General features: G+C 46.2%; 14 protein-coding genes. 8 read left to right on the plus strand and 6 right to left on the minus strand.

Annotated features, from left to right (window positions below; genetic code table 11):
* Positions 1 to 136 precede the first annotated feature (136 nt).
* The 8 genes from OH459_RS06265 to OH459_RS06300 all read left to right on the plus strand — a co-directional run bounded on the left by OH459_RS06265 (position 137) and on the right by OH459_RS06300 (position 9,526).
* Positions 137 to 1,582 carry an N-acyl-D-amino-acid deacylase family protein gene (locus OH459_RS06265; RefSeq protein ID WP_269986054.1) on the plus strand — a complete coding sequence of 482 codons (1,446 nt, stop codon included), beginning with the start codon at positions 137 to 139 and terminating at the stop codon, positions 1,580 to 1,582.
* A 51-nt stretch (positions 1,583 to 1,633) separates the two neighbouring features.
* Entirely contained in the window at positions 1,634 to 2,026 is a 393-nt protein-coding gene (locus OH459_RS06270; protein WP_005425100.1) for a RidA family protein, read from the plus strand.
* 234 nt (positions 2,027 to 2,260) lie between these two features.
* Positions 2,261 to 3,784: a sodium:solute symporter family protein gene (locus OH459_RS06275; protein ID WP_050922899.1), complete on the plus strand. Its 1,524-nt coding sequence runs from the start codon at positions 2,261 to 2,263 to the stop codon at positions 3,782 to 3,784.
* 103 nt (positions 3,785 to 3,887) lie between these two features.
* The gene (locus OH459_RS06280; protein WP_269986055.1) at positions 3,888 to 4,832 is read left to right on the plus strand and encodes a sugar kinase; all 945 of its coding nucleotides are present in this window, start codon (positions 3,888 to 3,890) and stop codon (positions 4,830 to 4,832) included.
* A 16-nt stretch (positions 4,833 to 4,848) separates the two neighbouring features.
* Positions 4,849 to 5,478 carry a bifunctional 4-hydroxy-2-oxoglutarate aldolase/2-dehydro-3-deoxy-phosphogluconate aldolase gene (locus tag OH459_RS06285; protein WP_269986056.1) on the plus strand — a complete coding sequence of 210 codons (630 nt, stop codon included), beginning with the start codon at positions 4,849 to 4,851 and terminating at the stop codon, positions 5,476 to 5,478.
* 90 nt (positions 5,479 to 5,568) lie between these two features.
* On the plus strand, positions 5,569 to 8,022 hold the full coding sequence (locus OH459_RS06290) for a beta-N-acetylhexosaminidase (protein WP_269986057.1): 2,454 nt from the start codon (positions 5,569 to 5,571) through the stop codon (positions 8,020 to 8,022).
* An 80-nt stretch (positions 8,023 to 8,102) separates the two neighbouring features.
* On the plus strand, positions 8,103 to 9,149 hold the full coding sequence (locus OH459_RS06295; protein WP_269986058.1) for a lactonase family protein: 1,047 nt from the start codon (positions 8,103 to 8,105) through the stop codon (positions 9,147 to 9,149).
* A 14-nt stretch (positions 9,150 to 9,163) separates the two neighbouring features.
* Positions 9,164 to 9,526, plus strand: a complete 363-nt coding sequence (locus OH459_RS06300; RefSeq protein ID WP_005452545.1) for a RidA family protein — start codon at positions 9,164 to 9,166, stop codon at positions 9,524 to 9,526.
* A 371-nt stretch (positions 9,527 to 9,897) separates the two neighbouring features.
* On the opposite strand, the gene OH459_RS06305 is transcribed toward OH459_RS06300, so the two are convergent.
* The 6 genes from OH459_RS06305 to OH459_RS06330 form a co-directional block, all read right to left on the minus strand.
* The gene (locus OH459_RS06305) at positions 9,898 to 10,995 is read right to left on the minus strand and encodes an ABC transporter permease (RefSeq protein WP_269986124.1); all 1,098 of its coding nucleotides are present in this window, start codon (positions 10,993 to 10,995) and stop codon (positions 9,898 to 9,900) included.
* Positions 10,995 to 11,921 carry an ABC transporter ATP-binding protein gene (locus OH459_RS06310; RefSeq protein WP_005452542.1) on the minus strand — a complete coding sequence of 309 codons (927 nt, stop codon included), beginning with the start codon at positions 11,919 to 11,921 and terminating at the stop codon, positions 10,995 to 10,997. Before OH459_RS06310 ends, OH459_RS06305 begins: the two co-directional genes overlap by 1 nt.
* Positions 11,922 to 11,924: 3 nt before the next feature.
* Positions 11,925 to 12,875 (minus strand): HlyD family secretion protein, encoded by a 951-nt coding sequence (locus tag OH459_RS06315; RefSeq protein ID WP_009697273.1) that lies wholly within the window; start codon positions 12,873 to 12,875, stop codon positions 11,925 to 11,927.
* 635 nt (positions 12,876 to 13,510) lie between these two features.
* Positions 13,511 to 15,142, minus strand: a complete 1,632-nt coding sequence (locus tag OH459_RS06320; RefSeq protein WP_005452538.1) for a methyl-accepting chemotaxis protein — start codon at positions 15,140 to 15,142, stop codon at positions 13,511 to 13,513.
* A gap of 406 nt (positions 15,143 to 15,548) precedes the next feature.
* Positions 15,549 to 16,331: a heme ABC transporter ATP-binding protein gene (locus tag OH459_RS06325; protein ID WP_074051326.1), complete on the minus strand. Its 783-nt coding sequence runs from the start codon at positions 16,329 to 16,331 to the stop codon at positions 15,549 to 15,551.
* Positions 16,331 to 17,368, minus strand: a complete 1,038-nt coding sequence (locus OH459_RS06330; RefSeq protein WP_074051327.1) for a FecCD family ABC transporter permease — start codon at positions 17,366 to 17,368, stop codon at positions 16,331 to 16,333. The genes OH459_RS06325 and OH459_RS06330 overlap by 1 nt, the downstream gene beginning before the upstream one ends.
* Positions 17,369 to 17,376 lie beyond the last annotated feature (8 nt).

A 17,376-nucleotide genomic window follows, 5' to 3' on the forward strand; every position in this document is an offset into this window, starting at 1 on the left:
GTTTGTTGCTAACCACCATAAATAATATGTTAGAAAGTATCAAACAAATCTGAGTTTTTTGTGTGTTTCTTCACTGTTTAAATTTCAAGAATTATTAAGATGGAATCATGTTAACGACGGACGAAGAGAGTGAAGTATGTTGTTCGATACCATTATCAAAAGCGTAGAGGTATTTGACGGTACGGGTGCAGCACCATTCATTGCTGATGTTGCGATTCGTCAAGATCGTATTGAGCAAGTAGGGCAGCTAGACGAGCTTTCTGCAAAGAAGGTTATCAACGGTCAGGGTCTTGCGTTGGCTCCGGGATTTATTGATGTGCATACGCACGATGACACCAATGTGATTTGTTACCCTGACTGCTTGCCAAAGATCAGCCAAGGCGTGACGACGGTAATCGTAGGCAATTGCGGAATTAGCGCGAGCCCTGCGGTACTCAGTGATACTCCGCCAGATCCAATGAACCTATTGGGCAAGCAGGAAGATTTCAAATACCCAACCTTTGCGGAGTATGCGAAGGCGGTGCAAGCAGCGAACCCTGCGGTCAACGTTGCAGCGTTAGTCGGTCACACAACTTTACGTAACAACGTGATGGACGACTTACTGCGCACGGCAACCGATGAAGAAATCGAGCAAATGCGCCAAACACTGGCACAAGCGATGGAAGAGGGCGCATTGGGTTTGAGCTCGGGTCTTGCTTATGCGAGTGCCAAGCAAGCCAACGCGGATGAAGTGATGCGCTTAGCGGAAATTCTCGGTCATCACGGTGGTATATACACCACACACATGCGCACCGAGTTTGAAGAAATCATCAGCGCAATGGAAGAAGCCTTTGAAACTGGACAGTACGCCAAAGTGCCAGTGGTGATTTCTCACCTTAAATGCGCTGGCGCAGGCAACTGGGGACGCACGGTAGAAGTGCTGGATTTGATGGATAAGGTTTCTGAGCATCAAGACGTGTCTTGCGATTGCTACCCATATTCGGCGAGTTCTTCAACACTGGATTTAAAACAGGTGACTGATGAAATCGACATCTTCATTACCTGGTCAGAAAGCAAGCCAGAACACGCTGGCAAGATGCTAAAAGACATTGCTGACGAGATGCAACTGCCTCTTATGGAAGCAGCAAAAGCGTTGCAACCTGCGGGCGCGGTTTATCACTGCATGGATGAAAACGACGTCAAACGTGTCCTCAAATATAAGTTGACCATGGTGGGCTCGGATGGATTACCAAACGACCCGCACCCACATCCACGTTTGTGGGGAACATTCCCGAAAGTCTTGGGGCATTACTGTCGTGAAGAGCAGCTTTTCCCATTGGCAGAAGCGATTCACAAGATGACGGGGATGTCGGCAACACGCTACCAATTGAAAGATCGTGGGGAAATAAAAACAGGCGCTTACGCAGACTTGGTTTTATTTAACCCAAATACAATTAAAGATACTGCAACGTTCGAAAATCCAATTTCCGTCGCGCAAGGTATTGAATCTGTATTTGTAAATGGCGAGTTATCTTATTTAAAAGATAAAGTCACCGAAAATAGAAATGGCGTATTTATTTATCGAAATAATACCCATCAATAACTTATTAAATTAATTAATTTTATAGATTAAGCATTATCACTGGAGAATATTATGTCAATTAAACGTTATGGTGTAGAAGGCGGCGTAGGTACTGGCGGTCAACATTTACCATTTGCACGTGCAACAGAAGCGGGTGGCTTCTTATACGTATCGGGTCAAACACCAATGACTGACGGCGAAGTGGTAGAAGGTGGTATCGTTGACCAGTCTCGCTTAGCGATTCAAAACTGTGTCGATATTATGGAAGAAGCAGGTTACACGTTAGCTGACGTGGTACACGTAAAAGTGGTACTAACGGATTCGCGTTACTTCCAATCGTTCAATAAAGTGTTCAGAGAATTCTTTGGTGATCACCCACCTGCACGTATTTGCATGGTGTGTGACCTCGTGGTGGACGTGAAAGTCGAAGTCGATGTGACTTGCTACCGCGAAGATCGCCGATAGAAATCACACTTTACCTAATTAAATAAAATAGAGTGCCGGAAATAATTACTTTCCTGTTATTATCTTTTTGGCACTCTCACTCCCTACATAAATATAATTTCATAAAGCAGTAGTGCCTAATATATTTAGCAAAAGCTATAAAAATAAAATTAGATAATTTCTGGAATAAAATCTAATACTTGCTGCTGGAATTATATCAATCTGAAAGATGGATTTTGATATGAGAGGTGTTCAATGAACAGTACACTTTTTCTTACCGGCTTCGGTGCGTATGTCTTATTTTTAATTTGGTTGGGATGGTTTGTCTCTCGCAATCAAAAATCAGGTGAAGACTTTCTACTCGGTGGTCGAGGCTTACCTCTGTTCCTCGTATTAGGTACCACGGTAGCAACTATGGTTGGCACGGGCTCTAGTATGGGCGCGGTTGGCTTTGGTTACTCGAACGGTTGGGCTGGTGCGCTTTACGGCATTGGCGGCGCAATTGGTATCTTGTTATTGGCACTGTGGTTTGCGCCAGTTCGTAAACTCAACTTTATGACCATGAGTGAAGAGCTCGCATACTACGTAGGTGCAAACCGCATCGTGAAGAACGTGGTTGGTCTGCTTATCTTTATCGCTTCTATCGGCTGGTTGGGCGCACACATCCTTGGTGGTGGTATGTACCTAGCGTGGATTGCCGATATTGAGCTGAGCACTGCGAAGATGATCATCGCAGCAGCGTTTACCATTTACGTCGTTATTGGCGGCTACACTGCAGTGGTTTGGACAGACACCATTCAAGCTATCATCTTGTTTGTTGGCTTCATCCTAATGGCGGTACTGTCTGTGCAACACATTGGCGGCTTGGATAACCTGTACTCAGCCATGGACCCAGAAGCGGTTAGCTTCCTTGCGATTGATAAGCTTGGTTTAATCCCAGCGGTTTCTCTTGCTGTTGTGATTGGTGTGGGTGTACTTGCAACGCCTTCATTCCGCCAACGCATCTACTCAGGCAAAGATGTATCAACCATCCGCCGTTCGTTCGTGGCTTCTGGTGTGCTGTACTTGTTCTTCTCCATCATCCCAGCAGTCATCGGTATGGCGGCGCATGCGATTGACCCTGAACTAAACAACGCGAACTTTGCTTTCCCATACATCGCGGCAACGGTATTGCCAGTAGGTGTTGGTCTTATCGTTCTGATTGCTGGTCTATCAGCAACCATGTCGAGTGCGAGTTCCGATGCGATTGCGGGCGTTTCTATCCTACTGCGTGATGTTTACGTCATGTTCACCGGTCGCGTGCCAAACAAAGAATCTATGTTGAATTACTCTCGCTTGGCTTTGGTTGTAGTGATCGGTTGTGCATTGCTGTTCGCGCTAACGTCTAACGACATCATTAGCTACATCACTAAGATGATCTCGACAGTTATGTCTGGCATGTTCGTGTGCGGTATGTTGGGTCGCTTCTGGAAGCGTTACAACTGGCAAGGTGCATTGGCAACATTGGCAGGTGCGTCTATCGCTTCATTTGCTGTCATGATGAGCCCTGACCTGACCGCTTTCTGGGGTAACCCAGTGATTCCATCTTGCTTATTTGCCCTAACCGCAGGTGTGGTAGTAAGCCTAGTGACTCCTGCGAACCAAGTTTCACCAGAAATGGCACGAGCAATCCTCGATGATGAGCGTGCTCTGATGGAAATGGAACTGTCTGACAAAGGTGTTCTGGAAGAAGACGCTTCTCTACAAAATCGCGCAACGGCGGCAAATCAAAACGCTTAACAGCAGAGAGTTTCCGGCTCGACCAGAAACTCGCTCATAAGCTCCTGACAAACTGGTGGCTCCCCCGAGCCACCATTCTAAATCTATCCAAAGTAGGTGAACGATGACCGATTCATCCCAGACTAAAATTGCTTTCTTTGGCGAATGCATGATTGAACTGAGCGGCGACCCAATTCGCAAAGGCTTTGGTGGCGACACGCTCAATACCGCACTTTACCTCTCTCGACTAACGGCTCAACAACCTGTCCAAGTGTCTTACGCAACCGGTCTTGGGGATGATGTTCTTTCTCAAGAGCTTCTGAAAAACTGGCAACAAGAGGGCATTGGGACTGACCTTGTCGAAATATTCCCTGCTCAACTGCCGGGGTTATACATGGTGCAGACCGACCAAGAAGGCGAACGCAGCTTTCTATACTGGCGTGACAGCGCAGCCGTTAAAAATTACTTCTCTACCTCTTCTCTCAACAAATTAGAAGCCGCGATTGCGAACCGAAAGCTGGATTATCTCTACCTAAGTGGCATCAGCATTGCGATTCTCAATGACGATAACAAAGTAAGGCTTAAAAAGGCGTTAAGTCAGTTCTCACAAGGTGGAGGCAAGGTTATCTTTGATAACAACTTCCGTCCTCAACTTTGGTCTGCACAAGAGGCGAAACATTGGTACAGCCAAATTCTGCCATTGGTCGACATTGCGCTTATCACGGAAGACGATGATGTCTTGGTATGGGGTGAAGAGGAAAGTGCCGAGCAGCGCTGCCTTCGCTTTGGTTGCCAAGAAATTGTGATTAAACGTGGCTGTGAGCCTTGCAAATTGGTTTGGTCGCATGGTGATGACAAGCAAACCGCTTACGTAGCTGCAGAAAAGGTTGTCAAAGTAATCGACACCTGTGCCGCTGGCGACTCTTTTGCTGCTGGTTACCTTGCAGGTCGATTGACCGGGCAAAGCTGTGAGCAGTCTGCCCAACTCGGTCACGCACTAGCAGCAACCGTTATTCAATATCCTGGCGCAATCATTCCAAATGACGCCATGACTCATCTAATTCGATAATTTCCGAGAACGTATTATGTCCCAAGAAATGATTAAGCAACTTCAGCAATTTAAAGTTATTCCTGTTATCCAAATCAATAAGGTTGAGCACGCGATTCCATTGGCGAAAGTGTTAGTAGAAAACGGTCTGCCAGTCGCGGAAGTGACGTTTCGAACAGAAGCCGCTGCCGATGCGATTAAAGCCATGCGTGATGCTTATCCGCAAATGTGCATCGGTGCTGGCACGGTACTGACGCCAGAGCAGATTACCCAAGCAAAAGACGCGGGTGCAGAGTTTATTGTTGCGCCGGGGTTGAACCCCAATACCGTGCGTCGCTGCCAAGAAATCAATATGCCAATCGTACCGGGCGTCAATAACCCAAGTCAGGTTGAACAAGCACTCGAGCTGGGTTTGAACTTCCTCAAATTCTTCCCGGCGGAAGCGAGCGGCGGTATCGCGATGGTGAAGTCACTACTCGCACCTTATGTTGATGTGAATCTGATGCCGACAGGCGGTATCGGTAAAAGCAACGTCAATGATTACCTAGCCATCGACCGTGTGGTTTGTTGCGGTGGTACTTGGATGGTGGCACCGAGCTTAATTGAAAACGAACAATGGGACGAAATTGGCAAGCTGGTTCGTGAAGCAGTAGAGCTGGTTGCGTAACTCAAACAGAGCTCTTTTACCCAAGTCGCGAGACCCCATTAAATAGCGTGACTTGGGTTGAACAATAATAACGACGACAGGATGGCGCGGATGAACAAAGGTACATTAGCACTACTCATTTCAGGCTTAATTTCAATTCCAACGACAGCGATGGCGATGACTCCCAATACCGATCTTAACCTTATGCCTTACCCACAAAATGTAGAGTTGGGGCAGGGTAAAATCACACTGGATAAATCCTTCAGTATTTACATCAAAGGCTATGATTCACCGCGCGTGCAGTTCAACGCAAAGCGCACCATGGACCGTCTATATCGCCAAACCGGCTTACCAATGTTGAACTGGCATGCTGAGTCGGAAAAAGACGCGACCTTGGTGATTGATATTCGTAATGCGCCTAAGTCCGAGGTGCAAGACATTAACAGTGATGAATCGTATCAGCTTGAATCGCGTAACGGTCAGATCATCATTCGCTCCGAACGCCCTTACGGTGCTTTCCATGGTTTAGAAACCTTCTTGCAGTTGGTGACTACGGACGCGACTGGCTACTTTGTGCCAGCTGTGTCGATTCAAGATGAGCCGCGCTTTCCTTGGCGTGGTGTTTCTTATGATACTTCTCGTCATTTCATTGAACTCGACGTGATTCTTCGTCAACTCGATGCAATGGCATCAGCAAAAATGAACGTCTTCCATTGGCATATTTGGGATGACCAAGCGATTCGTATCCAGCTCGATAATTACCAAAAACTGTGGCAAGACACCGCAGATGGTGATTACTACACCAAAGATGAAATCCGCTATGTAGTGAATTACGCGCGCAACCTTGGTATTCGAGTTATCCCTGAAATTTCTTTGCCGGGACATGCTTCGGCAGTGGCGCACGCTTACCCTAAATTGATGTCTGGTATGGGTGAGCAATCTTATCCGCATCAACGTGGCTGGGGTGTGTTTGAGCCGTTAATGGACCCGACCAACCCTGAACTCTACAAGATGCTGGCGAGCGTGTTTGACGAAGTGGTTGAGCTCTTCCCTGATGAGTACTTCCATATCGGCGGTGATGAACCAAATTACCAACAGTGGAAAGACAACCCGAAGATTCAGCAATTCATCAAAGACAACAATCTGGATGGTGAGCGTGGTCTGCAATCGTATCTGAACACCAAGGTTGAACAGATGCTGGAACAGCGCGGTAAGAAGATGACTGGCTGGGATGAAATCTGGCACAAAGACCTTCCAACCTCGATTGTGATTCAAAGCTGGCAAGGGCATGACAGTATCGGTCGAGCAGCAAAAGAGGGCTACCAAGGTATTCTCTCAACAGGCTATTACCTAGACCAACCACAACCAACCAGTTACCACTACCGCAATGATCCAATGCCGAAAGGAATCACGGTTGATGATCAACTTCATCAAGGTGAGAAATTCGCGACTTATGACTGGGTGAAACCACGCAACAAAGGTGGTCCACGTACAGGTAATCTGACCATTATTGAAGCGACAGACGGCAGCTACCGTGCGTTTACCGATTACAACGGTAAGTCGCGCGAAGAGGTGTTCATCATCGAGTATGTGCCGGGTGTGAAGTTTAAAGGGCACTTCGATAACTTTATGTCTTACACCGAATTCAACTATGACTTTGCGGATGGCAAGTTGAAAGACACCAGTTACCAATTGATTGGCAATGTTCGTTGGCCTGCGACTGGAGAATTGGTCGCGAGCAGTGACATGGCAGGGAGTGTCATTCCTGAGCCGAATGGCGGCTATCCGGCTGAGCTGACCGAGAAAGAACAGCAGCTAATCTTAGGCGGAGAAATCACCATTTGGGGTGAGAACCTCGATTCAATGACCATCGAGCAACGTTTATGGCCCAGAAGCTACGCGATTGCTGAGCGCCTATGGTCGAGCCAAGACCTGACCGATGAGCGCAGCATGTACAAGCGCATGAAGGTGATGGATACATGGTCTGAGATTTCGCTTGGTCTGCGCCATCATGCCGATGCCAATATGATGTTGAAACGTCTTGCTAATGGTGCGGACGAAGCACCGCTACAAACGTTAGCGAAGTACATCGAGCCGGCTCAATACTACGCTCGTCATTGGGAGAAGTGGATCTCTACGCCAAACGAGGGTGATTTGTACAACCAGTATGAGCGACTAAACCGCTTTGCGGATGCATTGCCAGTAGAAAGCCTAGCAGTGTACGAGATGAAAGATTTGGTCGCAGTTTATGCTCAAGGTGATAAAACCGCGTTGGATGCGTTAGCGATGCATTATCAAAGCGTTAAGTTAGCGGCGCAGCAAGCCAAACCTATTTTCGCGGCCAACGTGGCGTCAGTAGAAACGGTGCCAGTTGCAGAGTCTGCCATCAAAGTTGCCGACTTAAGTTTAACCTTGATTGAGCTCGCCAAGCAGGGCCGTGGTATTAGTCAATCTGACGCTAAAGCGTATCAACAAATCATCAATGAAAATGCGATTATCTTTGATGAAACCATTGTCGCTATTGTCGTACCAACTGAGCGGTTGCTTCACACTTTAACCGATTGATAACTAAAAGGGATTGCCGTCTGGTAACGCAGGCGGCATCTTATCGTTTAAGCACTCTTATATCTCCCAAAGGTTTTCTCATGACAGTAAATGGTCACTTACATTTTTATGTAGGCACCTATACCGATTCACCAAGCCAAAGTCAGGGCATCGCGTGTGTTTCTCTCGATATTGCTACTGGCGCATTAACGCTCACCAATGAACTTGTTCCTGAAGCGGTGAAAACGGTTCGTAACCCTTCTTACCTTGCGCTCAAAGGAGAGGGGTTATATACCTTTAATGAAGTAGAACGCTTGGAAGGTGCAGAACTGATTTTTGCTGAAAAAACAGACAGCTATGCATTACCAATTGAAGGCGACTATCCTTGCCATATTGATATCAAAGCCTCGCTGCTTGCTGTGGCAAACTACGGTTCCGGTAATGTAAGTGTTTACCAACTTTATGAGCAAGGTAAGCCCCTGAAATCCATCGCAGAATTATATGTGGAAGGCAGTGGTCCCAATGCTGATCGTCAAGCCTCGCCTCATGCGCATCAAGCAACGTTTCTCAACCACTCCGAGCAACTTGCTGTGGTCGATTTAGGCACAGACAGTGTTCATTTCTATGACTATAAAAAAGATGGTGAGACAGTTAAGTTTTCACTTTCTCAAAGCATCGCGATGCCTCCTGGTTCTGGTCCTCGTCATTTGGTCTTCGATAGTGATGAGTCTGTCTCGTACGTTGTTTGCGAACTGTCCGAAACGCTAGCGGTACTTCACAAGCAAAGGGGGCAATGGAATCTGGCTCAGCAAGTTAAGTTGCTAACCGACGAGGAGAACAAAGAAGCGGCGTCTGCTATTCGTCTCTCTGCGGATGAGCGCTTTGTCTATGCCTCATGCCGTGCGCAAAATCTGATCAGTACATTTGATGTAACGAGTGATATTCCGGTTCAAATTGCCGCGTCCGATTGTGGTGGCGCGTTCCCAAGAGATTTTGTTTTATCCCGTGACGGGCAGTGGATGCTCGTTGCCAATCAACATTCACATAATGTCGCTAGCTTCCATAGGAATCCGGAAACTGGCGTTATCACTCCAACCGGATACTCATGCGACATCGGTGCGCCTGTGTGTTTGGTTGAGAAGCCGTAATTAAGAGAAATAACATGACAATTCATCGTATTAATCCATGCAAACGTTGGTCTGATGTAACGGTATTCAACGGTATTGCCAACTTTGTTGAGGTGGCAGAAGCAGATACAACTGCGGATATGAAAGGACAAGTACAACAGATTTTCGACCAAGCTGAGCAAATGCTAGCAAGTGTTGACAGCGATAAGTCGCGCATTCTATCTGTGACGATTTACGTGACAGATTTTGCTAACTTCGATGCCCTTAACGAAGTGTGGGATGCGTGGTTCCCTGAGGGCTGCGCACCGAGCCGTGCTTGCGTCAAAGTTGAATTGGCGAATCCTGAACTCTTAGTAGAAATGGCGTTCGTTGCAGCTGCGGGTGAAAAGTACCAGTAACGGCTCATCGTTAGGTTTTATCGAGATAATATACCCAAGTGACTTCAAGATGCAGGATTCAGAGCGTTGTCATTGATTCGAGAGTAAGGAAAACAACGCAGTGTAATAGCGAGCTCTTTCCAAGTTGTTTGACGCAGCCATTTGTTTGACTAAAAAAGCGAGTCAATGACACGCTCCCAAAGGGCACTCTTTGCAAATAGTAAGGGCCTTGGCTTGTATACTTTGTTGCCGATTGTTGATTTAGAATGACTAGATCTTTAAGTCGCCGCCGCGTCTACAAACCAAGTCATTCTCGCTGAACCCAGCATCTCGAGGTTATTTGGGGATAAAGTGCCACTCGTATTGAACGGAGTGGCATTTTTGTTTCTGCTCTAATCGAGTGATTTCTTAAAGCGCAAAGAAGCGACGACTAAGCCCACCACGGTAAAACCAAGCAACCATATTGTGTCTCGCCATAACTCCATTAAATCGGCACCACGAAGCACCACACCACGAATGATGCGCATAAAGTGGGTCGCGGGCAGAGCCTCTGATATCCATTGAGCTGCGACTGGCATCCCTTCATAAGGGAACATAAAACCAGACAGAAGTATAGACGGGAGGAGAATAAATACCGTCATCTGCATGGCTTGAAGCTGTGTTGTGGCGATGGTGGATATCACCAAACCGAGCGTTAAACTGGCGGCTATAAACAACAAGGTGCCAAATAATATCTGGCTAATGGCTCCATTTATCGGCACGCCAAAGATCCAATGCCCCAAGCCAAGAATAATAAATACCTGAATTAAACCGACAAAGATGTACGGAATAATTTTCGCAACCATGAGCTCAATAGAGTGAATTGGCGTGGTGATGAGTAATTCCAAGTTGCCTCGTTCTCTTTCTCTCACAATGGCAGCACTGGTAAACAAGATCATCGTCATTGTAAGTATGACCCCAAGTAAACCGGGTACGATGTTCACTGCCGAGCGCCGACTCGGGTTGTAATACAACGCGACTTCAAAAGTTTTGGTGGGAGCAGGGCGGATCTCAAAGTCGAAATCAGTCAATGGCATGGTCTGCAGCGAGAGAATGGCTGAACTGATCATGGTATCAGAGCCGTCTACAATCCACTGTCCCAGCTCTCGACCTTGCACCATACGCTGAGTTAAATCGCTTGGCAGAATGAGTGCCGCGCGCACGAGACCGTCTTGTATCGCTTGTTCCGCCTCTGAAGCGGTGGCAAAGGTTTTGACCACATCGACAACTTGAGTCACTTTTACCGATTCAGTAATAACGCGACCTGCGGTGCTACCGCTTTGGTCAACAACGCCGACGGGAATATTGCGAATATCGGTATTGATGGCGAATCCAAATAACAATAATTGGATCAGAGGAATCATGATCACCATGCCAAAGGTGATTCGGTCACGGGAAAGCTGTCGAATCTCTTTGATCATCACCGCCTTCATTCGAGCAATGGACTTCATCATTGGCGACCTTCCCCCGTTACACTAACGAATACATCTTCTAAGCTAGGACGCGCGATGTTCATCTCGCAGCCTTCAAGCTCTGGGAAGGTTTGTATTAACCAATTAATCGGTTGTTCGATATGTTGATGAATTAGGATGCGTAAGCGGATACCTAACTGGGCAGCAGAACGGACTTCTTCACGTTTTATGACTTTCTCTTTCAGTTCACGCAAGTTATCCGCTTTGACCTCGACAATATTCACACCCATTTGCGCCATGAGTTGCTCCGGCTCACCATCAGCACGGATTTCTCCAGCCTCCATAATAGCAAGTCGATGGCAGCGTTCTGCCTCGTCCATATAGTGAGTGGTGACCAAAATTGTGGTGCCTTGATCGGAGAGATCAAATAATTGTTCCCAGAAGTCACGACGGTTCTCCGGGTCTACGGCGGAGGTTGGCTCATCGAGAAACAACAATTCAGGTTTGTGCATGGTTGCTGCCGCAAGAGAAAGTCGCTGCTTTTGTCCGCCACTCATGCCACCAACGCGTTGCTTACGTAATTGATCAAGTCCATATGTCGCTAATTGTTCTTCGATGCGAGCTTTAAGCGCTTTAGTATCCATGCCAAAGATCTGCCCAATAAACTCGAGGTTTTCTTGAACGGAAAGATCATCGTAGAGGGAGAATTTTTGCGTCATGTAACCAATTTTGAGTCGCAATAGCTCAGATTGTCTTGGGATCTCTAACCCTAAAACATCAACATTGCCTTCACTTGGGCTGAGTAGACCCGTTAACACACGAATGGTGGTCGATTTACCGCAACCATTTGGACCCAGAAAGCCATAAATACTGCCTTTGGGCACATTGAGCGTGATGTTATTGATGGCAGTGAAGTCACCGAACTTCTTTACCACATTCTCTGCTTGAATTGCGTATTCAGTCATCGTTTACTCCACTAAATCCACTTGTGCAGGAATGCCTGAAGGTAGAGATTCAGCAGAGTCTTGTAAATCGACTTCTGCAAGGTACATCAAGCGCGAACGCTCTTCCTCTGTTAGGGCGAAGTAGGGGGTAAATGATGGCTCAGTAGCAACCCAGCGCACGGTTCCTTCTAAAGGTTTTTCGACGCCATCCACATGGACTTGTACGGCTTTACCGGGAATAAAGTTAACTCGATAAGTCGCAGGGACATAAACACGTGCATAAGGGACACGGCTTGCTTGAATCACGGCAACGATGCCATTGACTGGAACGCGCTCGCCTAAGTTAAAAGGTAGATTGTCGAGCAAACCATCACGGGTAGCGGTAATGGTTAGCTCTGCTAGTTTTTGCTGCTGAAGAGCCACATCTGCTTTTGCTGCCATCAGTTCGGCTTTGGCTTGTTCAATGTCTTCTGGACGTGAGCCTGCGGTAAGTTTGCTGAACTCTTCTTGTGACGAGTCTAACTCGGCACGCGCAGAATCTCTTGCTGCCAATGCGGTGTCTTTTTCCGATTGGCTGATGAGTTTCTTACGTACCAATTCTGCTTTACGTTGGTAGTTCTTTTGAGCTTCGGTTAATTGCGCTTCTGCTCTTGCAACTCTTGCTTGGGCTGCAGCAATATCTTCAGGACGTTCGCCATTGGTCAGCTTTAATAGGTAAGCATCTGCTTTAGCTTGCTCAGCTACGGCGCGGGCTAATATCGCTTCTTGGTTCTTAGTATCGAGTTGAACTAGCACCTCACCTTCAGTTACTTGGCTGCCTTCTTTAATGGGTAGAGCACGAATGATTTCGCTTGAGGTGGCTGTAAAGGTGACGCGGTCACGCTCTAGTGTGCCAAGAGCTTGCTGACCATCGTCTTTTGAGCAAGCGGTCAAAAGGGTAATAACAAAGGTGCCAAGAATGATTCGCTTCATCATGCGATGCTTCCTCAAGAAGTTGAGCCTGATCGTAGGTCAGGTTGCAGAAGAATGTGGGACTGTATTCAGTGTAACGTGGACAAGTTTTAGTCGGCTAGGGCGATAATTCCCTCAATATTCATCAATTGATTAATTATTATACCCGAGTGACTTCAAGATGCAGGATTCAGAGCGTTGTCATTGATTCGAGAGTAAGGAAAACAATGCAGTGTAATAGCTAGCTCTTTCCAAGTCGTTTGACGCAGCCATTTGTTTGACTAAAAAGCGAGTCAAAGACACGCTTCCAAAGGGCACTCTTTGCAAATATAAGGACCTTGGCTTGTATACTTTGTTGCCGATTCTTGATTTAGAATGACTAGATCTTTAAATCGCCTCCGCGTCAACAAACCAAGTCATTCTCGCTGAACCTAGCATCTTGAGGTTACTTGGGTATAGAAATAGTTTTTACACTTTATACGCCACAAAGAATAATCATAGTGGGTTACCCTGATGCTAGTGGGTTTCGGTGGGATAAATTGGAGAATCGAGACGGCGATCGGGTTTTCTCTGAAGCGATAAAAGAAACAGAACCCAATGAATGAACATTGGGCTTTGGATATGCGAGTAAAGGTAGGCTAGAAGCCTTTAATGATTGGTTAAGCCGTTTTAAATTGACTTACAATTTCTTGTAGACCAACAGCCAGCTCACTTAAGTCACGACAAGCAACTGCGGTTTGGCGAGAGCCCGTTGCCACTTCACTAGAGAACTGATTGATGTGTTCTACGTTACGATGCAATTCTTCAGTGACTGAGCTCTGCTCGCTACATGCGCTTGCAATTTGAATGCTTTTCTCTGCAATGTTGTCCACGCTTTGCTCGATTTGACCAATGGTTGCACCTGCGTTTTGTGCTTGTTCAACACACACTTGAATCAAATCATTGCTGTTGTTTGTCGCAGACACTGCGGTTTTAGAGCAGTTTTGTAGCTTGCTAATGATGGAGACGATCTCTTCTGTGGATGATTGCGTGCGACTTGCTAGTGTACGTACCTCGTCTGCAACAACCGCGAAGCCTCGACCTTGTTCGCCAGCGCGTGCTGCCTCGATCGCTGCATTGAGAGCCAGAAGGTTGGTCTGCTCAGCAATATCTTGAATCACGTCGACGACAACGCTGATGTTTGATGCGTCTTGCTCAAGCTCGCTGACCATGGTGCCAACAGATTGGATCGCAACAGATGCTTCATTGATTTGCGAGATACACTCTTGAACGACTTCTAAACCTTGTTTCGCATCGTTCGACGCACCATTCGCGGTTTCAGATGCGGCTTCGGTGTTGTTGGCGACATCGTTAACTGTTGCTTGCATCTCGTTCATTGCGGTTGCAATCAGATTAAGCTGTTGTTGCTGCTCGTCCATACCAGATGAAGTTTGTTCCGAAATCGCGCTCACTTCTTCTGTTGCTGTACTTACTTGTGCGGTAGTTGAAGAAATGCTGTCAACCAGACTTAAAAGCTTCGCCTGCATATCGATACATGCATCGGCAAGGATACCAAGTTCATCATTACCAATCTTATTGCGTGGCAGTTGGTAAGTAAGATCACCAGAGGCAATTTTAGATGCCATTTCAACAACATAGTTAAGTGGCGAGCAAATTTGCTTGGTAAGGAATAGCCCTAGAGAAAAACCCAAAGCTAACAAGGCTACAATAGCAATGATGCCATAAGTAATCGCATCGGTTACCACGATATGCGTGCTGTCGATGTCTTCTTTAATGAAGGTTTGGTTTAGCTCAACAAGAGCGATGATAGCGTTTTGTAGCTCTTGGAAAGCAGGGAAGCCATCAAGCAGCATTGCGTTGGCTTCATCAACTTGCTTGGTTAGAAGCAGTGCGGAGTATTTTTCATTGAAGCTACGGTATTTTTCCCATGCATCGTTGACACGGTTGAAGGCATCACGGTCACGTTGATCCCATAACGACTGACCATACTTTTTAATATAGTTGTCAACTTTACTTTCTGATTCATCTAGACCTTTCAACCATGTTTTAAACTCAGCATGGTTTACATTCGTCAATAAAGAAAATTCATCTTTTCTTAAAATGCCGACTTCGATTTCAATGTTTTTAACTAACAAAATACTCGGAACTGTGGTGTCAGAAAATTCCGACATCTTTCCATCGATTAATTTAATTTGAGAGTTAAAGAAGAAAGAGAGTGCAATTACGGCGGCGGAGATAATTAATATCAACGCACTAATTTTACTTTTAATACTTAAGTTAGAAAGCTTCATAGACTCACTGCAAATTTGGGGGGCTTGAAAAGTCCGGAGTCTAAGGGGGAGAATAGATATATTGTGTGATGAATGTCGCAAAAAATTTTATCGCAACCTGAATTAAGTTGGAAACTTAATGTTCATCTTTCGTTTGAAAATAAGTTAATAATTAATCGATATTGATGAGGGTGATTATTAATTAAATGATAAATTATTCTAATTCCCAATATGTATTATTGTTGATAACTAAATGGCAATTCAGAATTTACCTATTGTTCAATTTGGTTATTTGTGTATCCAAAACATTATTGAATGATTAAAACAGATTAGACTCGGAAATTTGAGTGTTATTTAGGCAAAATAAAAGCCCAATATTGAACATTGGGCTTTGTTAGGCATAAATCGTTTGGTTAATCGATAGAGGTTATGCCGCAGCGTGAACTTGTGGGAAATCCAACGTAGGGTGTTTGGTCACAATGGAGTGATAGCCGTAAACCTGTTCTATGCGTTCCGGTGTTAATGCGTTCCATGGCGTATCGTCACAGACAAGTTTACCGTCGTGCAGTAGTACAAGGCGATCTGCATACTGGGATGCCAAATTAAGATCGTGTAATACGACTACGACCGCTGCGTTGTGCTCTTTTGCCGCTTGACGAGCGATTTTTAATGTATTGTGTTGATGAGCTAAATCCAATGCAGAGGTAGGTTCGTCCAGCATTAAGATCTTCTTATCACCGGATAGATGAAGTTGTGTTAATACGCGAGCCAAATGCAAACGTTGTTTCTCACCACCAGAGAGAGCAGGGTAGAGGTTATCAGCCAAATGCAAAACATCGGTTTGCTTCATGTATTGCAGAGCAAGCTCTGTGGTCTCTTTATTAGAAATGGACAGAGGAATCGCACCTAGTTCGACTACTTCTCTCGCTAAGAACGGGAAGGTCAGCGTGCTGTGCTGCGGCAACATCGCCACGTGTTTGGCGCTCTCCGAAGGCTCCCAGTCGTTTTTTTGTTTACCAAAGAACTGGATATCATTCTGAGACGGAATCTCGCCACACAATAACTTCAGCAGTGTACTCTTACCCGCGCCATTAGGACCTAATAATGCGGTGACCTCGCCTGCACGAATATCAATACTGATGTCGTCTAGTACCACTCGGCTCCCATATCTCATGGAGATGTTTCTGCCAGACAGAACGATGTCACTCATTACAGAATCCTCCCTTTTTGTTGGAACAGTAAGTAGATAAAGAATGGCGCACCAATCAATGCGGTTACAATGCCTACAGGCAACTCTGCGGGTGCAACAACAACTCGTGCAAACATATCAGCAGCGGTAAGAAGTAGTGCGCCCATAAGCGCTGAAATAGGCAGCAGCGTGCGATGGTCTGGACCGGCAAGCATACGACCTAAATGCGGAATCACCAGACCGATAAATCCAATTGCACCACAGATACTCACCGTAATACCCACACCAACTGCAGACAACAGGATAAGTTGGCGTTTGAGCTTCTGTACTGGCACACCTAGGTGTTTGGCTTCTGATTCTCCCAAAAGCAACGCATTTAATGACATGGCTTTTCTCTGGAACCAGAACATCAAGATGATGAGAGTCACAGCAGCTAAACCAATCCCTGACCAGTTTGCCCCAGCCAGCGATCCCATCGACCAAAGAGTTAAGTCTCGCAGCATTTGATCATCGGCGATGAAGTTCATAAAACCAATCGCAGCGCCCGAGAGTGCGCTGATTGCAACCCCCGCAAGCAACATGATGGTGACTGACGTACCAAACTTATTCGTACCTAACCAGTAAACTAATACCGTGGTAATTGCACCGCCGAGGAAGGCGAAAAATGGCAAGGCAGCTAAGTTCATTAGTGTCGGGTAGTTTTGACTGAAATCGGCAAATACGACGATTGCAAATGCGCCGCCAAGCGCCGCGCCAGCGGAAACACCGATGATGCCTGGCTCAGCTAGAGGGTTTCGGAATAACCCCTGCATCACAACACCACAGATAGCGAGGATCGCACCAATAAACATACAAAGAATGGTGCGTGGAAGGCGGATTTCGTTGATGACTAACTGAATATGAGGAGCAAGGTCTGAACCTGCTCCTGTTAAGCTTCTCAGACTGTCTGAGAAGCTAATATTCATTGGACCTACTGTAATGGACGCTACTGCGATAAAAGCTAAAATGCCAGATAACGCGAGTAGGGTAGTAGATAAAGGAATTCGTCTTAACAGCATTGAATCTC

This window comes from Vibrio sp. MM46 (genome assembly GCF_027587135.1).
GTDB classification, from domain to species: Bacteria; Pseudomonadota; Gammaproteobacteria; order Enterobacterales; family Vibrionaceae; genus Vibrio; species Vibrio harveyi.

Bases quoted from the DNA above. Each gene is read 5' to 3' on its own strand.
- OH459_RS06270 (WP_005425100.1), top strand. From the start codon at position 1,634: ATGTCAATTAAACGTTATGGTGTAGAAGGCGGCGTAGGTACTGGCGGT.
- OH459_RS06280 (WP_269986055.1), top strand. From the start codon at position 3,888: ATGACCGATTCATCCCAGACTAAAATTGCTTTCTTTGGCGAATGCATG.
- OH459_RS06305 (WP_269986124.1), bottom strand. From the start codon at position 10,995: ATGAAGTCCATTGCTCGAATGAAGGCGGTGATGATCAAAGAGATTCGA.
- OH459_RS06275 (WP_050922899.1), top strand. From the start codon at position 2,261: ATGAACAGTACACTTTTTCTTACCGGCTTCGGTGCGTATGTCTTATTT.
- OH459_RS06285 (WP_269986056.1), top strand. From the start codon at position 4,849: ATGTCCCAAGAAATGATTAAGCAACTTCAGCAATTTAAAGTTATTCCT.
- OH459_RS06330 (WP_074051327.1), bottom strand. From the start codon at position 17,368: ATGCTGTTAAGACGAATTCCTTTATCTACTACCCTACTCGCGTTATCT.
- OH459_RS06325 (WP_074051326.1), bottom strand. From the start codon at position 16,331: ATGAGTGACATCGTTCTGTCTGGCAGAAACATCTCCATGAGATATGGG.
- OH459_RS06310 (WP_005452542.1), bottom strand. From the start codon at position 11,921: ATGACTGAATACGCAATTCAAGCAGAGAATGTGGTAAAGAAGTTCGGT.
- OH459_RS06320 (WP_005452538.1), bottom strand. From the start codon at position 15,142: ATGAAGCTTTCTAACTTAAGTATTAAAAGTAAAATTAGTGCGTTGATA.
- OH459_RS06315 (WP_009697273.1), bottom strand. From the start codon at position 12,875: ATGATGAAGCGAATCATTCTTGGCACCTTTGTTATTACCCTTTTGACC.
- OH459_RS06300 (WP_005452545.1), top strand. From the start codon at position 9,164: ATGACAATTCATCGTATTAATCCATGCAAACGTTGGTCTGATGTAACG.
- OH459_RS06295 (WP_269986058.1), top strand. From the start codon at position 8,103: ATGACAGTAAATGGTCACTTACATTTTTATGTAGGCACCTATACCGAT.
- OH459_RS06265 (WP_269986054.1), top strand. From the start codon at position 137: ATGTTGTTCGATACCATTATCAAAAGCGTAGAGGTATTTGACGGTACG.
- OH459_RS06290 (WP_269986057.1), top strand. From the start codon at position 5,569: ATGAACAAAGGTACATTAGCACTACTCATTTCAGGCTTAATTTCAATT.